Genomic DNA, 18,055 nt, shown 5'->3' on the forward strand with positions numbered 1-18,055 from the left:
GGTTGGTTAAAAACAGGAAGAAGTTTCTGCTATAACAGATATATAATAAATAAAGGAAGTAAAAGATAGGAGGTAATGAATGGATGATTTGGGAAGAAAAATGAAAAGCAGTGAGTACCTGTAATAATTATTATGATGGCATGTTTTACTATGCAGTCATTACAACAGGAATCTTCTGTAGGCCATCCTGTAAAGCCAAGACACCCTTGCAGAAGAACATTATTTTCTTCGATTCCATAAAGGATGCACTAAAGAATGGGTTTAGACCATGTAAAATGTGTAGACCAGATCTTAGTGAAACAATTTACGACCCAAATAAAGATTTGGTAGAGAGAGTAAAAGAACTAATTTCTAACAACTACAGTAAATCTTTTGAAACTAAGAAAATAGCACCGATGCTTGGAGTGAGTAATAATCATCTAGTTAGACTTTTTAAACAGTATTATGGCAAGACAATTTCTGAATACTTAATTGAGTTGAGATTAAAAGAAGCAACTAGGTTGTTGACTCGTACAGATACAGAAATTACGAAAGTCGCCTTTGAAGCTGGCTTTCAAAGTATGTCTAATTTTTACAAGATTTTTAAAACGAGAACAGGCTTAACACCAAAAGAATATAGAATGAAGTGTTTATATGGTAGTTATTCCATATAATGCATTATTCCCTCTAGATAAATTTAAACTGAAGGAGATAAGTATATGAGAAATAATTTTCAATTCATTGCGTTACAAGATAATGAGTTTAATGACCTATTCTTAATGGATGAAGAAGAACTAATAAATATTGGAGCAGTCAAAATGATAGCAGATAAGAAGCCTGGATTTCCTTGCAGGGTAAGCTTGAAGGATGCAGAAATAGGAGAAGAAGTTATATTATTGAATTACCAATATCATTTTGTTAATTCACCTTATAAAGCAAATGGACCCATATTTATACGAAAAGAAGCAACTACCGCTATGTTAGATGTAAATGAAATTCCGGATATCATATATCATAGGCTTCTTTCTTTACGCGGTTACAATATTGACGCAATGTTAGTAGATGCTAGGGTTACAGAAGGTGTGAATGTGAGGAAAATGATAGATGATGTATTTGATAATGAAGAAGTAGCATATATTCACATTCATTACGCTAAACCAGGATGTTATAGTTGCCTCGTTAAAAGAATGTAAAATGATATGAATCATTTTATTACTGAAACTCAAGCTTCAAAAATTTCTAATAATAAGCGTCTAAAACGCTGATACATAAGGGATTAGATGTTTTCTTTATTATACCTTATTTAAGGTTAAGAAGGAAAAGAAGGAGTCCGGTTAATTCTATTAATCTAAGACTTTCTAGCTAGTGAGGATTCTAATTGGTTAACAGAGCAAACCATTCGGTATAAAGGAGTTATAGGTAAACAATTTTTCGGAGAGATTGCTTTTTTAGCAGTCTCTTTTGTTGAAATAATTAGCATAGTTAACGGATCTTTTCTAATACAATTTCCTTTAGTAATCTGTATCGAATTATGTCTTAACTGGCAAGTGTTAAGGGGAATTAATCCTCTGAATCAATAATTAGGCAGGAGCGGATATCAACTGGAGGATTCCATCATATAGTAAACAGAATAAAAACCCAATTATAAAGAACAACCCTAGATATAAATGGAGGTACTTTTCTATGAATGAATCACTTATTGTTCCAAGTATATATCAACCTAATTTGAACTTTATCGAAACCCAAATCGCTATAAATAAATTAAAACATCACTTTGAGAATCACTTTTCTAAAGAGTTAAATTTAACAAAGATTTCCGCCCCGATTATATTAAAGGCAGGAAGTGGTATTAATGATAATTTAAATGGAGTAGAGCGCATTGTTACTTTTAATGCAATGGATGTGGAACATTCACAAATAGAAATAGTTCAATCATTGGCCAAGTGGAAGAGAATGGCCCTAGGACAGTATGGATTTAGTTATGGTGAAGGGTTATACACTGATATGAATGCAATTAGGAGAGATGAGGTTTTAGACAATCTACACTCTATGTTTGTTGATCAATGGGACTGGGAGAAAGTTATCAGCTTCGATGAACGTCAGTTAGCGACTCTAAAATTAGAGGTCCAAAAAATTTATAGTGCTATAAAGTCTTCGGAAGATTTCTTATATACGTTATATCCTCGTATCGAACCCACACTGCCAGAAAATATTCATTTTATTACGACACAAGATCTTGAGGATATATATCCATCTCTAACACCAAAACAGCGGGAAGATGAAATAGCCAAGGAGTTTGGGGCAGTTTTCATTATGAAGATTGGAGGGGAATTGTTATCTGGTATCAAGCATGATGGACGTTCGCCTGATTATGATGACTGGAATCTAAACGGAGATATTATTTTATGGTATCCTCTGTTAGAAAAGTCTATCGAGATATCTTCTATGGGGATACGTGTGGATGAGAAGACACTTTTGCAGCAATTAAAATCCTCAAAGAATGAAAATCGGAAAGATCTAGAATATCACCAAGGCATACTAAATAAAAGACTTCCGTATACAATCGGTGGCGGGATAGGCCAATCGAGATTAATGATGTTTCTGTTAAAGAAAGCACATATTGGCGAAGTTCAAGTATCTGTTTGGAATGATGCTATTATTACTGCTTGTAAAGAAAGTAATATACCGCTTTTGTAATTTTTTTTAGGCAAGGGCAGAATATCAAGTTTACACAACCAGAGTTAGAGAATTTTGCTAAGCTGCGGATTAGATACTAAAATAATTGCAGGTGAATTATATACTTGGAGAGATAAACTTAAAAGATTTATAATAGGCTGAAGGGAACGTAATGCTAAAGGTAGGGAACTATCCATATGATTGGAATAAAGTATTGAAAAAGAAAAAACATCCACTCGAAAATCAGAGTGGATGTTTTTTGGGGATAAAAAAGTAATACTAATGAAGAAAGGTGGTGTAATAATGAAACATGTTAAAGCTTTTGCGATAAAATTTCTTTCAACACTTGTTCTATTATCGTTAATTTTAATGATTCTATTTAATTTGCCATTTACAAATGTCTTCATGATTACGGTTGTATTAGGAGTTTTAGCATACATTATTGGCGATTTACTTATTCTTCCGCGCACCAATAATCTAGTTGCTACCCTTTCGGATTTCGGATTAGCTTTCTTTGTTATATGGCTAATGAGTGAAAATTTCACATATAGAGGGAATACGGTTATGATGTCGTTAATTGCCTCTATAGGCGTTTTAATTTTCGAATACTTCTTTCATAAGTACCTTATTCAAAACTTTATACAGGAAGCGAAATCCAATCCACGACAGGAAAAACTGCAGTTTCAAACTGAAATGGCTGAAGAATTTCATCCAAACTCAAAAACAGATAATGATGAATCTATTTATACAATCGTTTTCTTCACTATAAAGGTTGTGCTTAAATAATTGGGTGCATTTGTTTAAGCACGGTAAACATTACCTAAGAATGATCAATCAATTTAGATACTATTTAAGACTTAATAGAAAATATGGAGAGGAATAATAGCAATCCGATAAAAGAGAAAATACTTTAAAATATAGCTGAAAACGAAAAAAAGAAGCAATCTATTATCTTTGCAAGAAAATGATAAAAGGATTATGATTACTTTGAATAAAATTATGTCTAAATCGCTGGTGCTTAAACAGAGTTTGGGTTTGATTTGTGCGAACAAAAATTAAGCGAAAAAGAGGTTATATCGATATCTTCTTCTGGAGGGAGGTGCGAGAATATGAATAAAACAGACATTGAATATAAAATTTTGGAATTAAAGAACGAATATTTACAGGTACAAGACAATCTAGAAAAATTGGAATATGTAAATGGAAATATACGCCCTTTAGAAAATAGACTTACTAAGATTGAAGAAGAACTGAAATCTCTTTATAATAGGCTAAAGACAATTTAGAAGAATCTGCTAAATCTATACAAATGGTGAATAGAATAAAGATATTTTTCATATGTTATGATTAAGACTCCAATGTTTAAAAAAACTTCTAAAATCTTTATACCATAAGGCTTAGACGTTTTTTGTATACCATCATATGCTTATGATGAATTAAAGGAAGAATATGAATGGGTAAAACAAACAATGATTCGCTTACGCGGATACATACAAAAAAACACAGATATACTTGCGTTACTAGAGAGCTTTCATTATACAAAAATAAGATTTTAGCTTGTTTCATATTAAAATTGAATACACCTTTAAAAAAACAGCTGCCAGAGACAGCTGGTTTTTTGTTATGGAAGGACACTACAAGAGAAGGAAAATATTTTACCAAAAAAATTTTATTTATTTTTTTTGATTCCGCTTGCAATTATTAGATAATTATAATAAGATTTACTTAACTTAATATATTAACATATTAACCTATTAAGTTAAGTCATACATATTTTAATTGGATCGGGGGGATTAGGATGCCTAAGTACCTAAAAATAAAAAATAGTTTGCTGGAAAGATTGACAAATGGTGAATTTCAACCTGGTGATAAGTTTTATAGTGAGTCGGAGCTTAAAAAAGAGTTTAATGTAAGCAGTATCACTGTAATTAAAGCAATTACAGAGTTAGTGAATGATGGGTATTTGGTACGTTACCAGGGAAAAGGCACTTTCGTATCGAAGGCAAGACGGGGGAAAATTGTTAAATTTACGGAAAAAGAAAATATTCAGTATGATGAAGAGGATGTAAAAGTAATAGAAGTGGAATTAATGAAAGACCCACGGATCGCAAAAGAATTACGGATTGCAGAGGATGAGCTTTTTTATTCCGTAAAACGGATTCGGTATAGTGATGGGTGTGCTTTTATATTGCAAAATACCTTTATTTTACCGGAATTCATCGGGAATGAAGAGATCGAAAATCTGGAAAACTTTAAATCAATTTATGAAATGATAAAAAATAAATTTGGCATCAATCTATTTCAGGCAGAATTTACGGAAACAACCGAAATAATCTTTCCAGCTCCACATGAAATTTGCGCAGAAATAGATCTTAAAGAAGCTGCTCCTGTTGTTTTTACAAAAAGGCATACGTATCTTGCAAATGGTAGAGTGGTGGAGTATATCGAGAGTTACAAACGTTGGGACTATTTTAATATAAGAATTGATTCCGTTTAGTATAGGGAGCTAAAAAAATGAAAAATATTGTTATACTTTCTCATCAAGGCGTTGCATCAGGGTTGAAAAGATCTGCACAAATGATAGTAGGAGAATTCAACCCTCTCATAACAATTGAATTAACAGAAATGGGTGTAGAAACTTTTACGAATGAAGTACAGCAGTTTCTGCAAAATGAGGTCATAGATAAACAAAAGGAATATTTAGCCTTTGTTGATTTAAAGGGGGGCACCCCCTATAACCAAATTGTAAAGGAAACATTGAGATTAAACCTTGCTGATAAGGTGAGTATTATCTCAGGTGTTAATTTACCATTAATTTTAGAAGCGTTTTATTTCGAAGAGGATGATCTGACCATTTTAGAGAAAAAAGGAAAAAGAGCAATTGAATTTTGTCAGTTGGAAATGAATGTATCTAATTTAGATGAATAGGGGAATGGTATATGGCTGGTATTGAATGGTGGCAAATAATTTTATTAACCCTTTATGCTGCATTTGCAATTTATGATGGAAATAACACGACGTTTGGATTTGTTAAACCTACGATGGCAGGATTTTTTGCAGGATTAATCTTAGGTGATATCCAAACCGGGCTAATTGTTGGTGGTACATTAAACCTTCTTGTTCTTGGCGTTGGAAATTTTGGCGGAGCATCGATTCCAGATTATATGACAGGTGCGCTTCTTGGTACAACATTTGCAGTATTGAGTGGGGAAGGTGCAGAGTTTGGGGCAACATTAGCGGTACCAATCGGTTTGTTAATGGTTCAATTAGATGTATTAGCCCGTTTTACGAATACTTTTTTTCAACATCGTGCAGAAAAGTTAGTCAAGGAAGGGAAAACAAAGAAGGCAACGTATATGAATATTTGGGGAATAGTACCAACTTCTCTTTCGCGAATGATCCCTGTTTTTTTAGCACTTGTACTAGGATCTCATTTTGTTCAAGATGTTGTGGATTGGATTCCTACATGGTTAATGAAAGGATTATCAGTTTCGGGTGGCATTTTACCAGCATTAGGTATAGCAATTTTATTACGTTATTTACCGATTAAACCAAACTTTGCATTTCTGTTAATTGGTTTCTTCTTAGCAGCCTATCTAAAAGTACCGGTACTTGGAGTAGCGATTGTTGGGGTAGCACTTGCGCTTATTTACTTACAATTTTTTGCGAAAGCAGAGAAAGAAGAACAAGTAACACCAGTAGGAGGAATGGGTGATGAGTAATAATCAAAAAGAATTAAACAGTGTCTTTTGGAGATGGTATTTCCTAGGGCAGGCCGGCTGGAATTATGAAAAGATGCAAGGTTTAGGTTATTATTATAGCATTTATCCATTATTGGAATCGGTTTATGGGAAGCAAGAGAATAAAGAAGAATTGAAAGAAGCATCATTGAATCAGCTCCAGTTCTTCAATACCAATAATACTATGGCTCCGATGATATTAGGGGTAAATACAGCTATTGAAAGTGAAGAAGGAATTAAGGCCAAGGAAGCAGTAACATCTATTAAAACAGGCTTAATGGGACCACTTGCTGGTATTGGAGACACCCTGTTTTTTATGATTCCAACCACTATAATAGGTTCAATTGCTTCTTATCTTGCTCTTAAGGGGAATCCAGCAGGATTAATATTGTGGGTAGTTTTCGGAATAGTCCGACTAACATGTATGCGTTTGTTTGTAAAGGCTGGACATAGAGAGGGCACGAAACTTATCAGTGAACTAGGAAATCGCTTGAAGAAAGTAACAAGTGCAGCCAATATTCTTGGAATAACAGTGGTTGGTGCGCTCATTCCAAGTGTTGTTAAAGCAACCTTTGGCTATCAATTTACACAAGGTGAGGTCAAATTAAACTTACAGGACATTGCTGATCAAATAATGCCAGGGCTTGCTCCTGCATTAATTGTCTTACTAACTTACTGGGTTTTAGGTCGTAAGAAGATGAATTCAACAAAGGTTATTTTTATGTTAATTGCTTTTGGTATTATTGCTTATAATTTAAAAATTTTCGCTTAAAAAGGAGTGTGCAGGATGGAAGGAATCGTTCATATCCGTGTAGATGATCGTTTAATTCATGGTCAAGTGGCTACACGATGGGCAACAGGTTTAAAAGTTAATCGTATTATGGTTATTGATGATAAAGTGGCAGCGAATGAATTGGAGAAATCGGTGTTAAGAATGGCAGCTCCTTCCGGTGTAAATACATCGATTTTAGATGTTGAAAAGGCTGTAAATAATATTAAAAATGGAAATTATCAAGAACAGCGTGTTCTCGTTGTAATCAAAACTCCTGAAGTGGCAGTTCAGCTATTGAAGGCAGGATTAAATTTGAAAGAAGTGAATATTGGAAATCTCTCGAATCGACCGAATACGGTACAAATTAAGAAATCTGTTAGTTTGTCAGAATCAGAGAGAAAAGCAGTAGACTTCCTAATCGAAAAGGGTGTTGAGGTGACAGCCCAAATGGTGCCTGATGATCCAGCAGCCAATATTATTTCCTACCTATGAGGTGAATAAATGGCAGAGTTACAAAGTATCAAAGAAAAGTTATTAGAATCAGGCAACCTATTAACAAATGATGATATCGAGAAAGAGCTTGATTGGATTTGCGAAAAGCTAAAGTCGAATCTAGCGCGATATCAGAATAAATTTCCCTCTGCAGAAGCGACAAATGGAAAATATCGTTTGAAAGACAATGATGACTGGACAAACGGATTCTGGACAGGGATGCTGTGGATCGCCTATGAATATACTCAGGATGCAGCCTTTAAAAATGCTGCACTTGAACAAATAAAAAGCTTTGAAATTTGCTTAAAAGAGAATATTGTGTTAGATCATCATGATCTCGGCTTTTTATATAGTTTATCAGTAGGTGCTGGTTATCGTGTTACTAGTACGGAAGATTTTATTCCACTGTTAAAAGGAGCAGCAGATAAATTATTAGAGAGATACCAGCCCAAGGGCAAGTTTTTGCAAGCATGGGGTGCATTAAACAATGAAAAAGAATATCGCCTTATTATTGATTCCTTAATAAATTTGCCCTTATTATTCGATGTCTGGCGGTTATCAGGGGAAGAGAAATATTATCAAAAAGCAGTGAACCATTATCACCAAGTGTGCAACCACATCTTTAGAGAAGATTATTCAACATACCATACGTACTATTTTAATCATGAAAATGGGGAACCTCTATCTGGAGCAACGCACCAAGGTTATCGTGATGATTCATGCTGGGCAAGAGGGCAAGCTTGGGCTGTTTTAGGATTGCCGCTTAACAGCTTATACAATCCATCACTGCGAAATGAATTCGTCTATGAAAAAACGGTTGATTATTTTTTGGCAAACCTTCCTAATGATATAGTACCTTACTGGGATTTTTCCTTTACAAAGGAAGATGGTCAAGTACGCGATAGTTCGTCATTGGCTATAGCGGCCTGTGGTCTTTTATCTGCGAAGAAAGTCAGTCTTTATCCGGATGCAGACAAATTAGCTGCTGGAATGGTGAAAGTGCTACGAGATTCGTATACTTCTCAAAATGTGGAAGGGAATGAAGGTTTACTATTACATGGTGTTTATGCATATCAAGAGGGCAAAGGCGTAGACGAACCTAATCTATGGGGAGATTACTTCTATATGGAGGCATTATTTCGTTTATTAAGACCTACCTGGGAAACATATTGGTAATAAAATGTTTAACGATGTTCATGAAATAAGATGGGAGGATAAGATGACAAGCTTTCAAATTGGTAAAGAGTTCTTGTTAAATGGAGAGGAATTTAAAATTATTTCAGGTGCAGTTCATTATTTTAGGATTGTGCCTGAATATTGGGAGCACAGCCTCTTTAATTTGAAAGCACTCGGCTGCAATACGGTAGAGACTTATATTCCTTGGAATTTACATGAACCACAAGAAGGAATATACAACTTTGACGGGATTGCAGATGTTAAAGAATTTATAAAGACAGCTGAAAGGCTTGGATTATATGTCATAGTAAGACCTTCTCCTTATATTTGTGCTGAATGGGAATTTGGAGGTTTACCAGCATGGCTTTTAAAAGATCGGACAATGCGAATTCGCAGTAGTTCATCCGATTTTTTATCAAAAGTAGATACTTATTATCAATCACTATTTGATGTGATTAGACCACTTCAAGTTACAAAGGGTGGACCTGTTATTATGATGCAAGTGGAAAATGAGTATGGATCCTTTGGAAATGATAAAGAGTATTTAAAAAGAATAAAAGATTTAATGGTTAAGCATGGGGCGGAAGTACCACTATTTACTTCTGATGGCACATGGCATGAGGCTTTAAAAGCGGGAAGTCTTTTGGAGGATGATATTCTACCTACAGGAAACTTTGGATCCAAGTCAGGTCATAATATCAAAGAGTTAGCTGCTTTCCATCAGGAAAATAATAAAGCATGGCCGTTAATGTGTATGGAATTTTGGGATGGCTGGTTTAATCGCTGGGGAAACGAAATTATCAGACGTGACCCAGATGAGCTAGCTGGTGAAGTGGAGGAACTACTGCAACTTGGAAGCATCAATTTTTACATGTTTCATGGTGGAACGAACTTTGGTTTTATGAATGGTTGTTCAAGCCGTAACGGCATTGACCTTCCGCAAATCACCTCCTATGATTACGATGCCCTTCTAACGGAGTGGGGAGAACCAACAGAAAAATATTTTGCTGTCCAAAAGGCCATAAAAAAAGTAGTTGAAAACTGCTGGCAAGATCAACCGCGTGATTTAGTCAGAAAAGATTTAGGGAGGGTCAAACTAAACCGGAAAGTCTCTTTATTTAGTACGCTTCCAACTTTAAGCCAAAAGATAACTCATTCACATACACTAACAATGGAAGAATTAGATCAGAATTATGGCTATATTCTCTATCAAACAAAAATAGATAATAGAGAGCAAATCGACAACTGTCAAGTCGTTGAGGCAAACGATCGAGTACAAATTTTTGCGAATGAAAAATGGATTCACACTGAATATCAGGAAACACTCGGTAGTTCTTTTGTTTTACCAAAAGAAACAAAGGAATTGAGTATTTTAGTGGAAAATGTTGGACGGGTAAATTATGGAGGAAGATTACTCTCGCCAACCCAGCGAAAAGGAATTCGTTCTGGAGTGATGATTGACATTCATTTTCATCATTATTTTGATCATTATCCATTAACATTAGATGACTTAAGCAAGGTGGACTTTTCTCGCAGCTGGGAGAAAAATCAACCAGGTTTTTATGAATATGTGTTTGAATTAGAGGAGTGTGTAGATACATTTCTAGACTGTTCGGGTTTCGGGAAAGGGATGGCAGAATTAAATGGTTTTCATTTAGGGCGTTTTTGGAATGAGGGCCCAACCGGTTCATTGTATATACCGGCTCCTTTGTTAAAAAAAGGAATGAACCGTTTAATTATATTTGAAACAGAAGGTATCTACTCAGAAGAAATCCATTTTGCTGATAAACCAATATATATATAATAATTTCAGATTATCATATAATTTATCTCCCCTGATTAGACAGATAGAAAATAATAAATGTCAAGATCAGGGGACTTTTTTGAACAAATTCCTCATAGAACTTGTTTTGCTCTAATGACAATTCAAAGATTACTTAACTGATAACCAGTTAATGTTGAGCTTAATAATACCTAGCTTAACTCTCATAATTTTATCTAATAAAAATACGCTTCTAACTAAAAGCTATAATCCACGTTTTGATTACAAAACTGTATTTGGAGGATGGGAATATGCAAAAAGGAATTAGTGTTTTTTTATTCACTTTCATGATAATTAGTTTCTTACTCCCTGCTCGTCACATCACAGCTGAAGAAACGATAAACGAGAATTGATCCAGAATGGTGGGTTTGAGACGATAACGAGTAATAGTTCTTGGACAAATAGTGAGGGACCAGAAAATTGGAGTTTATGGATTCCAAGTGGTAATCCAGAACTGCGAATAGACAAAACTGTATTTCATGAGGGGGAAAAGTCTATTTCTATCAATGCCTCAGAAACTAGCAGAGCGGATATTCTCCAAGATGTTTCCGTCAAACCTGGTTCCACTTATCAATTATCTTTCTGGGTCAAAACAGAAAATATTGAAGCATCTGGTGGAGGTGTATTTGTCCGAACGCAATATTTAGATAGTGCAAACAAAAAAATCAGCGATGGACCTTCTACTGAAAAATTAAAAGGTTCACAGGATTGGAACACAAAACGGCTTGGTTTAACGATTCCTAATAATGCAAGTAAAATAAGAATAGAGTTATTTTTTGAAACAGCAAAAGGACAGGCTTGGTTTGATGAAGTGGCTTTGAAAGAATCAGATAAAACAGTAACGGATTTTTCGTTAAAGCAAAATGCCGTTAAGGTAGGAATAGGAGAGACAGTGACCTTGGAGCCTGTTTTTACACCGGCTGATGTGACAGACAAAACGGTAACTTGGACATCCTCCAACCCTGAAATCGCCTCTGTTAATAGCGCGGGCGTTGTTACAGGCGCAGAGTCAGGATTTGCGACTATTAAAGCAACATCAAAAGATGGCGGTTTTACGGCAGAATGTCTAATTAGTGTAGATTCTGTGGAGGACATTGGGTACTATGAGGAGCTCCGATTAAGTTGGTTCCATAAACTTACAGGAAATGAGCTTTATAATCCGGCTGATCAGGATGCAGCCGTCTATATGAGTGGCTTAGAAAAGAAAGTTACAAATGAGGATGGAACAGGTATATGGGATATGATGAATAAAATGGAGAACCGAAAATCCTTGTGGGCAGATAATGAAAGTACAACTAATTCAGCTCAAATTACTACCTCCTATCAACGCTTAAAGGATATGGCTCTTGCTTATTCAAGTAAAGGTTCAGCATTGTTTCGCAATCAAGCTTTAAAGGCTGATATTATTAGTGGATTAGATTGGTTGCATAATAATCGATACAATGCCGATAAAGAAGAATACGGAAATTGGTGGGACTGGGAAATTGGAATTCCCCAAACGTTGAACGATATTATGGTGTTAATGTATAACGATTTATCATCGCTTCAAATTAATAATTATATTAAAGCAATTGACAGGTTTGTTCCTGATCCTGCGAAACGGGTTTCACTTGGTGACCCAAACTTCCTCGAAACAGGCGCAAACCTTTTGGATAAGGCTTTAGTTGTTTCTCTTCGCGGTATTATCGAAAAAAATAGCGGAAAGGTATTGCAAGGGCGTGATTCCATTAGTAAAGAATATATCTATGTTAACAGCGGGGACGGTGTATACAGAGACGGTTCACTTGTTCAACACTTTAATGTTGCATACACAGGGGGATATGGAGCAACATGGGTCGGCCGAACAGCTGATATGTTGTATTTATTAAAAGATTCACCATGGGAGGTCAAGGATTCAAACGTTGACAACGTATTTAACTGGGTGAGCGATTCGTTTGAACCACTTATTTATAAAGGCGCCATGATGGACATGGTGTCAGGCAGAGGTGTTTCGAGGCAGAGCAACAATGATCATGCAACAGGCAGATCGACGATTTTGAGTTTGCTTCGGTTAGCAGATGCAGCTCCACAAGAACATGCATTGTCCATTAAACAAATGGTCAAAGAGTGGATTCAAACAGATACGAGCTTTAGCAATTATGTTAATGGTTTATCCATTTATCAAATCCATCTTGTCCATACACTGGTGAATGACACAACGATCGAACCGAGGGGTGAGTTAATCAAGAATCAAGTGTTTGCAGGCATGGACCGTGTTGTTCATTTGCGTCCTGGTTTTGGTTTTGGAATCAGTATGTTTTCTGATAGAATTTCAGGTTTCGAATATGGCAATGGAGAAAATAAAAAAGGCTGGTACACAGGGGCTGGTGCTACATATTTATATAACAATGATTTAAAGCAATTCAGCAATGATTACTGGCCAACTGTGGACAGCTATCGATTAGCAGGAACAACAACCGATCAATCGAAAGGAACACTAAAAGATTGGGAAAGCTACTATAACCCAAGGTCATGGGTTGGCGGTTCTAATCTGGATGATCTTTATGGTGTAGCAGGAATGGATTTTTCCCTTGAGAAATTAACGGGAAGTTCATTAAAAGGAAAAAAATCATGGTTTATGTTTGATGATGAAATTGTGGCATTAGGTGCAGCTATTAATAGCACGGGAGAATCTGAAGTAGAAACAATTGTTGAAAATCGACAATTAAATGCCAACGGTAATAATAAGCTGCTGATCAATGGAGAAGAAAAGATAAAAGAACTTGGTGATTCAGAGGTCTTAAATGATGTTCAATGGGCTCATTTAGAGAAAAATGTTCAAGGATCAGATATAGGCTATTATTTTCCCAATTCACCTAGTCTCCGTGGTTTACGGGAATCAAGAACAGGATCTTGGAATGAGATTAATAATGGAGGATCTACCGAATCCATTACAAGAAATTATTTAAGTTTAGCCTTTGACCATAGCAAACAGCCTGTAGATGCCACTTACTCTTATGTTCTTTTACCTAATAAGGATGTGGAACAAACAAAAAATTACAGCGAGAAACCTGATGTTACTATTCTTGCCAATACAGCATCTGTTCAGGCAGTTAGAGAGGAAACACTTAAGCTAACAGCAGCAAACTTTTATCAAAAAGACACAGTAGGTTTCATTAAAGCAGGGAGCGCTGCATCTGTAATGGTAAAAGAAGAGAAAAATGGTCTGACACTTTCCGTCTCAGATCCGACACAAAAACAGGATAAATTGGTGATCGAGATGAATAAAACAGGACTAGAAGTAGATAAGAAAGATGATACAATAAAAGTTCTGCAGACTTCCCCAACCATTCAGGTGGAAGTGAATGTGGCCAATTCGATTGGCAAAACACATTCTATTCAATTTATCGATAAAGAATCTCCAACTATTTCAGCGCCAAAAACGGATGATATTTATCGAACGGACACAGTCAATTTAACATTTGCGATGTCTGATTCTTATAGCGATATAGCAAGTAAAGAGTTTTACTTAGATGATGTGGCTGTAAGCAACCCGATAGAAATCAAACCGTATTCTCTATCTTTAGGAGAACATACCATTAAGGTAATCGCTACCGATCAGGCTGGAAATGTGGCTGAAGAAACATATCAGCTAAACGTTATAATGGATATCAATCATTTAAGGGAAGCGATTAATTATGGAAGAGACAAAGAATGGATAAATAATGAGATCGCTAATAATCTACATGTAAAGATTAACCATATTATTCAAAAGGAAAAGATGAATAACAAACAAATCAGGAATAATTTACATGCCATGACAAAATTAATTCAAGCGCAATCCGGTAAAAAGATCGATGACTCCTTTGCAAAGTTACTAATGGAGGATATATCTAATTTACTTACCTTATATAAATAAAACATATATGTGAATAAGCATAAATATCTTTATAGTTATGAAAGAGACGGTATTTGATGATATTATAATCCCTAATTTACTTACTTGTTGTAATCGTTTTCGTTATATAGATGAAAGTGAAATTATCAATATTCTTCTCTTATGTTGGAAAAGCTATGGAAGTGCGAACGGACGCACTAACTATAGAGTTACTAAACATGAAGGAGGATTATTAATGGGGATTTTATCTGGAAATCCAAAGGAAGAGCCGTTACACTATGGGGAAGTTTTTGATATTTGGGCATCGCAACTAGTCGGAAATAGTATGACAGCAGGCTATCAAACGATGTTGAATCATGCTGGTGATGGGGATTTAAAGAAGTTATTAGTCGAAGCTATTGAAACTTGCAAAGAAGAAAAAAAGCAGCTGGAAGAGCTTTTAAAAGAAAATGGTGTCGGTTTACCACCGGCTGCACCCGAACCTCCTGATGCTTGTTTAGAGGATATTCCAGTCGGTGCAAGAATACCAGATCCTGCAATAGCCGCAACACTTTCTGCTGATATTGCTGCAGGTTTAGTAACTTGCAGTCAAATAATTGGTAAATCCATCAGAGAAGACGTTGCTGCTATGTATAGTCAATTTCATACCAAAAAGGCAGCTCTTGGAGCAAAAGTTCTTCGCTTAAATAAAGAAAAAGGCTGGCTTATCCCACCGCCATTACATCTTAATAAACATGGTGATTGTTAATTCTCAAACACGGTTAATACTAGCCGTGTTTTTTGTTTTGCTAGCTAACGAGCTATTCACAAAATTAATGCTTTAGATCGATGAGAGAATTGTAAATACATAAAAGATAGTATTGTTTAATAATATAGTCTCTGTTTTGTTTACTTTTTTTGAAGGAGAGGAAATGAATAAAAAAGGTTTATTACAATAATAAAAGAGAAAAGGAGTTTAATACCACGTATTTTCAAGTAGAGTTGTGTATGCGAAAGGCGTATTCATCTAATCTTTGAACAGACTAGAAAAAGTTACCGGTTGTTTCTGCTCTTAAAATATATAACAATGATATAGCAAGATAGCAGTCAACCAAACAGGGAGGAATATCATGAAAAAAACTAAACTATTATTATCACTAACTATGAGTATCGCGATTATCATTTCTGTTATGGGTATGAATCCAACTGTTTTAAAAGCTCAGACAACTGGACATGATCCAGTAATTTATGTTCACGGAACTGGCGGCAACAGTACAAACTTTCTTGCAATAAAAAATTATTTACTTAAGCAAGGCTGGTCTTCTGATGAATTATTCGCTATTGAATTAATTGATAAAACAGGCAACAGCTTGACGAATGCTAAGCAGCTTGAATCATATGTAGATAAAGTGTTAAAGGAAACTGGAAAAAATAAAGTGGATATTATCGGTCACAGTGCTGGTGGAATCAATACCCTTAAGTATATCCAAAATACGGGCGGAACGAAGGTAAATGATGTGATTACATTGGGATCTCCCAACAAATTCATCACATCAAAAGCACCTGTAGGGAAAGATCCTAATCACAAAATCCTATACACTTCTATTTACAGCAAAAATGATTATTTAGTTCCTAATATGCTTTCAAAATTGGAAGGCGCTAAAAACGTACAAATAAGCGGTGTTGGCCATTTGGGATTAGTTGTAAATAGTCAGGTAAATGAGTTAATTAAAGAAGGTTTAAATGGTGGAGGAAAAAACACCAATTAAGATAAGAACAATAAAGAGCCCTTCGATGTGTAGTATAAGCATGGAAGGGCTCTTTTAGTATGTTTTTGTTTTGATTACTTACGGTCTACATCCTCTTTAAATTTTCCTGCGGCTTCTTGCATTTTTCCTTTCAGTTTATCTTTTTTACCATCAGCTTGCATGCTTGTATCGCCTTTTGCATTACCAAGCTGGTCTTTTACTTCGCCTTTTACTTTCGATACGCCACTTTTAACTTTATCCGCTATACTATGTTTATTTTCTGCCATGATTCAACACTCCTTATTTCAGGTTATGTTTAATTTGTACCCTGTTGTTTTTTTCGTTAAACGTTTGTTTGATTAATTTAGCGATAAAGGTATAGCCTATATAGATGCTCAACAAATTCCAACATCAATTATACAAAAACGCTCATAAACACATCCTCTGAAACATGATTTTTCGAGGGGATTGGTGACCAAATTTGAAAATTGCTTGAATTCAAATGATTTGATTTTTATTTTATAGTTTATTAATATAATAAAGTGACAAAAAACTGATTTTTCAGTAATAATTTATTACAAGAGGTGTTTATTCAATGAGTAAAGTTGCAGTTATTACAGGTTCAGCCGGTGGTTTAGGGCGTGGTATTGCAGAACGTTTACTTAAAGATGGTTTCAAAGTAGTAATACATGACATCAATCAAGAGTTATTGAATGCCACTCTGGAAGAAATGAAAGCTCAAAATGCTGATGTAATTGGTGTTGTGGGAGATGTTTCAAAACGAGAAGATCAGTTTAATCTTGTCCAAAAAGCAGTAGACGCATTTGGACGTTTAGATGTATTTGTAAACAATGCAGGTATTGATGCAGTTAAACCTTTCTTAGAAATTGAAGAAAATGAATTAAACCGCCTATTTAACATCAATGTAAATGGTGTAGTTTTTGGTACACAAGCTGCTGCTAAACAATTTATAGCGCAAGGGTCAAAAGGTAAAGTCATAAACGCTTGCAGTATAGCAGGTCATGAATCTTTTGAAATGTTAGGTACTTATTCTGCTACAAAACATGCAGTACGTTCATTTACACATTCTGCTGCGAAAGAACTTGCCAAATATCAAATTACAGTTAATGCTTATTGTCCAGGGATTGCGAAAACAAAAATGTGGGATCGAATTGATGAAGAAATGGTACGTTATAGTAATGGTGCTTTACAACCAGGTGAAGCATTTGCTCAGTATAGCGCAGATATTGCATTACAACGTTACCAAACACCAAGAGATGTAGCAAACTTAGTATCATTTTTAGCTTCTGATGATGCCGATTATATTACAGGACAAGCAATCTTAACAGATGGTGGCTTAGTTTATCGTTAATTTTCTAAAGTTTGATTAGATAACTTTTAGAGAGGCTGCTGTTTGTAAATGCAGACAGCAGCTTCGAAATTCATTGTCCAGCTGTTTTCTACTTATTCTTTCTATACTCGTTATTATCGATACTATTCTTTTCAAACGGTTGTCTACCTTCTAATTATTAGCGCACAGAAATAGTCTATTTATCGTAACCGTTAAATTGGCGCCATTCTAGATAATATTAATAGAGCCATAAACCGTTCCATTATCCTCCAATAAAATCTTCATTTTATCTCGCTTTCTATTACAACTACAAAATAGATTAGAAGAAAAGGAATTTAGCCCCAAAAAAGCCAATCCACCAATCAATTTTCTCGTATCCGTATTTTCTTTTCACCAGAAAGATTCAATCAACAGTCACTTTATTTAATATTGCGTTTTCAGTA

Annotated in this window: 17 protein-coding genes; 16 read left to right on the top strand and 1 reads right to left on the bottom strand. The window is 35.1% G+C overall.

Going from position 1 to position 18,055, the window contains the following annotated elements; genetic code table 11:
- Positions 1-110 precede the first annotated feature (110 nt).
- From NX902_RS10610 to NX902_RS10680, 15 genes are all read left to right on the top strand, one after another.
- Positions 111-653 carry a bifunctional transcriptional activator/DNA repair enzyme AdaA gene (locus NX902_RS10610; RefSeq protein ID WP_095329310.1) on the top strand — a complete coding sequence of 181 codons (543 nt, stop codon included), beginning with the start codon at positions 111-113 and terminating at the stop codon, positions 651-653.
- Between the two features lie 45 nt (positions 654-698).
- Positions 699-1,172 carry a DUF1203 domain-containing protein gene (locus NX902_RS10615; protein ID WP_123257531.1) on the top strand — a complete coding sequence of 158 codons (474 nt, stop codon included), beginning with the start codon at positions 699-701 and terminating at the stop codon, positions 1,170-1,172.
- 517 nt (positions 1,173-1,689) lie between these two features.
- Positions 1,690-2,676, top strand: a complete 987-nt coding sequence (gene asnA / locus NX902_RS10620; protein WP_370999619.1) for an aspartate--ammonia ligase — start codon at positions 1,690-1,692, stop codon at positions 2,674-2,676.
- Between the two features lie 282 nt (positions 2,677-2,958).
- Positions 2,959-3,441 (top strand): DUF2512 family protein, encoded by a 483-nt coding sequence (locus NX902_RS10625; RefSeq protein ID WP_163187558.1) that lies wholly within the window; start codon positions 2,959-2,961, stop codon positions 3,439-3,441.
- Positions 3,442-3,764: 323 nt separating this feature from the next.
- On the top strand, positions 3,765-3,941 hold the full coding sequence (locus tag NX902_RS10630; protein WP_164463616.1) for an SE1832 family protein: 177 nt from the start codon (positions 3,765-3,767) through the stop codon (positions 3,939-3,941).
- Positions 3,942-4,453: 512 nt separating this feature from the next.
- Positions 4,454-5,152, top strand: a complete 699-nt coding sequence (locus NX902_RS10635; protein ID WP_163187556.1) for a UTRA domain-containing protein — start codon at positions 4,454-4,456, stop codon at positions 5,150-5,152.
- Positions 5,153-5,169: 17 nt separating this feature from the next.
- Positions 5,170-5,583, top strand: a complete 414-nt coding sequence (locus NX902_RS10640) for a PTS sugar transporter subunit IIA (protein ID WP_163187554.1) — start codon at positions 5,170-5,172, stop codon at positions 5,581-5,583.
- 11 nt (positions 5,584-5,594) lie between these two features.
- Positions 5,595-6,377 (top strand): PTS mannose/fructose/sorbose/N-acetylgalactosamine transporter subunit IIC, encoded by a 783-nt coding sequence (locus NX902_RS10645; protein WP_095328285.1) that lies wholly within the window; start codon positions 5,595-5,597, stop codon positions 6,375-6,377.
- Positions 6,370-7,167: a PTS system mannose/fructose/sorbose family transporter subunit IID gene (locus tag NX902_RS10650; RefSeq protein ID WP_163187552.1), complete on the top strand. Its 798-nt coding sequence runs from the start codon at positions 6,370-6,372 to the stop codon at positions 7,165-7,167. Before NX902_RS10645 ends, NX902_RS10650 begins: the two co-directional genes overlap by 8 nt.
- Before the next feature lie 15 nt (positions 7,168-7,182).
- Positions 7,183-7,659, top strand: coding sequence for a PTS sugar transporter subunit IIB (locus NX902_RS10655; protein ID WP_163187549.1), 477 nt, complete (start codon positions 7,183-7,185; stop codon positions 7,657-7,659).
- Between the two features lie 9 nt (positions 7,660-7,668).
- Positions 7,669-8,835 carry a glycoside hydrolase family 88 protein gene (locus NX902_RS10660; protein ID WP_341160716.1) on the top strand — a complete coding sequence of 389 codons (1,167 nt, stop codon included), beginning with the start codon at positions 7,669-7,671 and terminating at the stop codon, positions 8,833-8,835.
- A 43-nt stretch (positions 8,836-8,878) separates the two neighbouring features.
- On the top strand, positions 8,879-10,639 hold the full coding sequence (locus NX902_RS10665) for a glycoside hydrolase family 35 protein (protein WP_341160717.1): 1,761 nt from the start codon (positions 8,879-8,881) through the stop codon (positions 10,637-10,639).
- A 367-nt stretch (positions 10,640-11,006) separates the two neighbouring features.
- Positions 11,007-14,555 carry a polysaccharide lyase family 8 super-sandwich domain-containing protein gene (locus NX902_RS10670; RefSeq protein WP_341160718.1) on the top strand — a complete coding sequence of 1,183 codons (3,549 nt, stop codon included), beginning with the start codon at positions 11,007-11,009 and terminating at the stop codon, positions 14,553-14,555.
- 214 nt (positions 14,556-14,769) lie between these two features.
- Complete coding sequence (locus tag NX902_RS10675) at positions 14,770-15,282, top strand: DUF3231 family protein (RefSeq protein ID WP_171509564.1); 513 nt, start codon at positions 14,770-14,772, stop codon at positions 15,280-15,282.
- Between the two features lie 361 nt (positions 15,283-15,643).
- Positions 15,644-16,282, top strand: a complete 639-nt coding sequence (locus NX902_RS10680) for an esterase/lipase family protein (protein WP_163187540.1) — start codon at positions 15,644-15,646, stop codon at positions 16,280-16,282.
- Positions 16,283-16,356: 74 nt separating this feature from the next.
- On the opposite strand, the gene NX902_RS10685 is transcribed toward NX902_RS10680, so the two are convergent.
- Positions 16,357-16,548, bottom strand: a complete 192-nt coding sequence (locus tag NX902_RS10685) for a CsbD family protein (RefSeq protein WP_095328295.1) — start codon at positions 16,546-16,548, stop codon at positions 16,357-16,359.
- 308 nt (positions 16,549-16,856) lie between these two features.
- Here NX902_RS10685 and NX902_RS10690 point away from each other — a divergent pair, with 308 nt between their 5' ends.
- Positions 16,857-17,633, top strand: coding sequence for an acetoin reductase (locus tag NX902_RS10690; RefSeq protein WP_163187538.1), 777 nt, complete (start codon positions 16,857-16,859; stop codon positions 17,631-17,633).
- Positions 17,634-18,055 lie beyond the last annotated feature (422 nt).

The organism is Niallia sp. FSL W8-0954 (genome assembly GCF_038005605.1).
GTDB classification, from domain to species: domain Bacteria; phylum Bacillota; class Bacilli; order Bacillales; family Cytobacillaceae; genus Niallia; species Niallia circulans_A.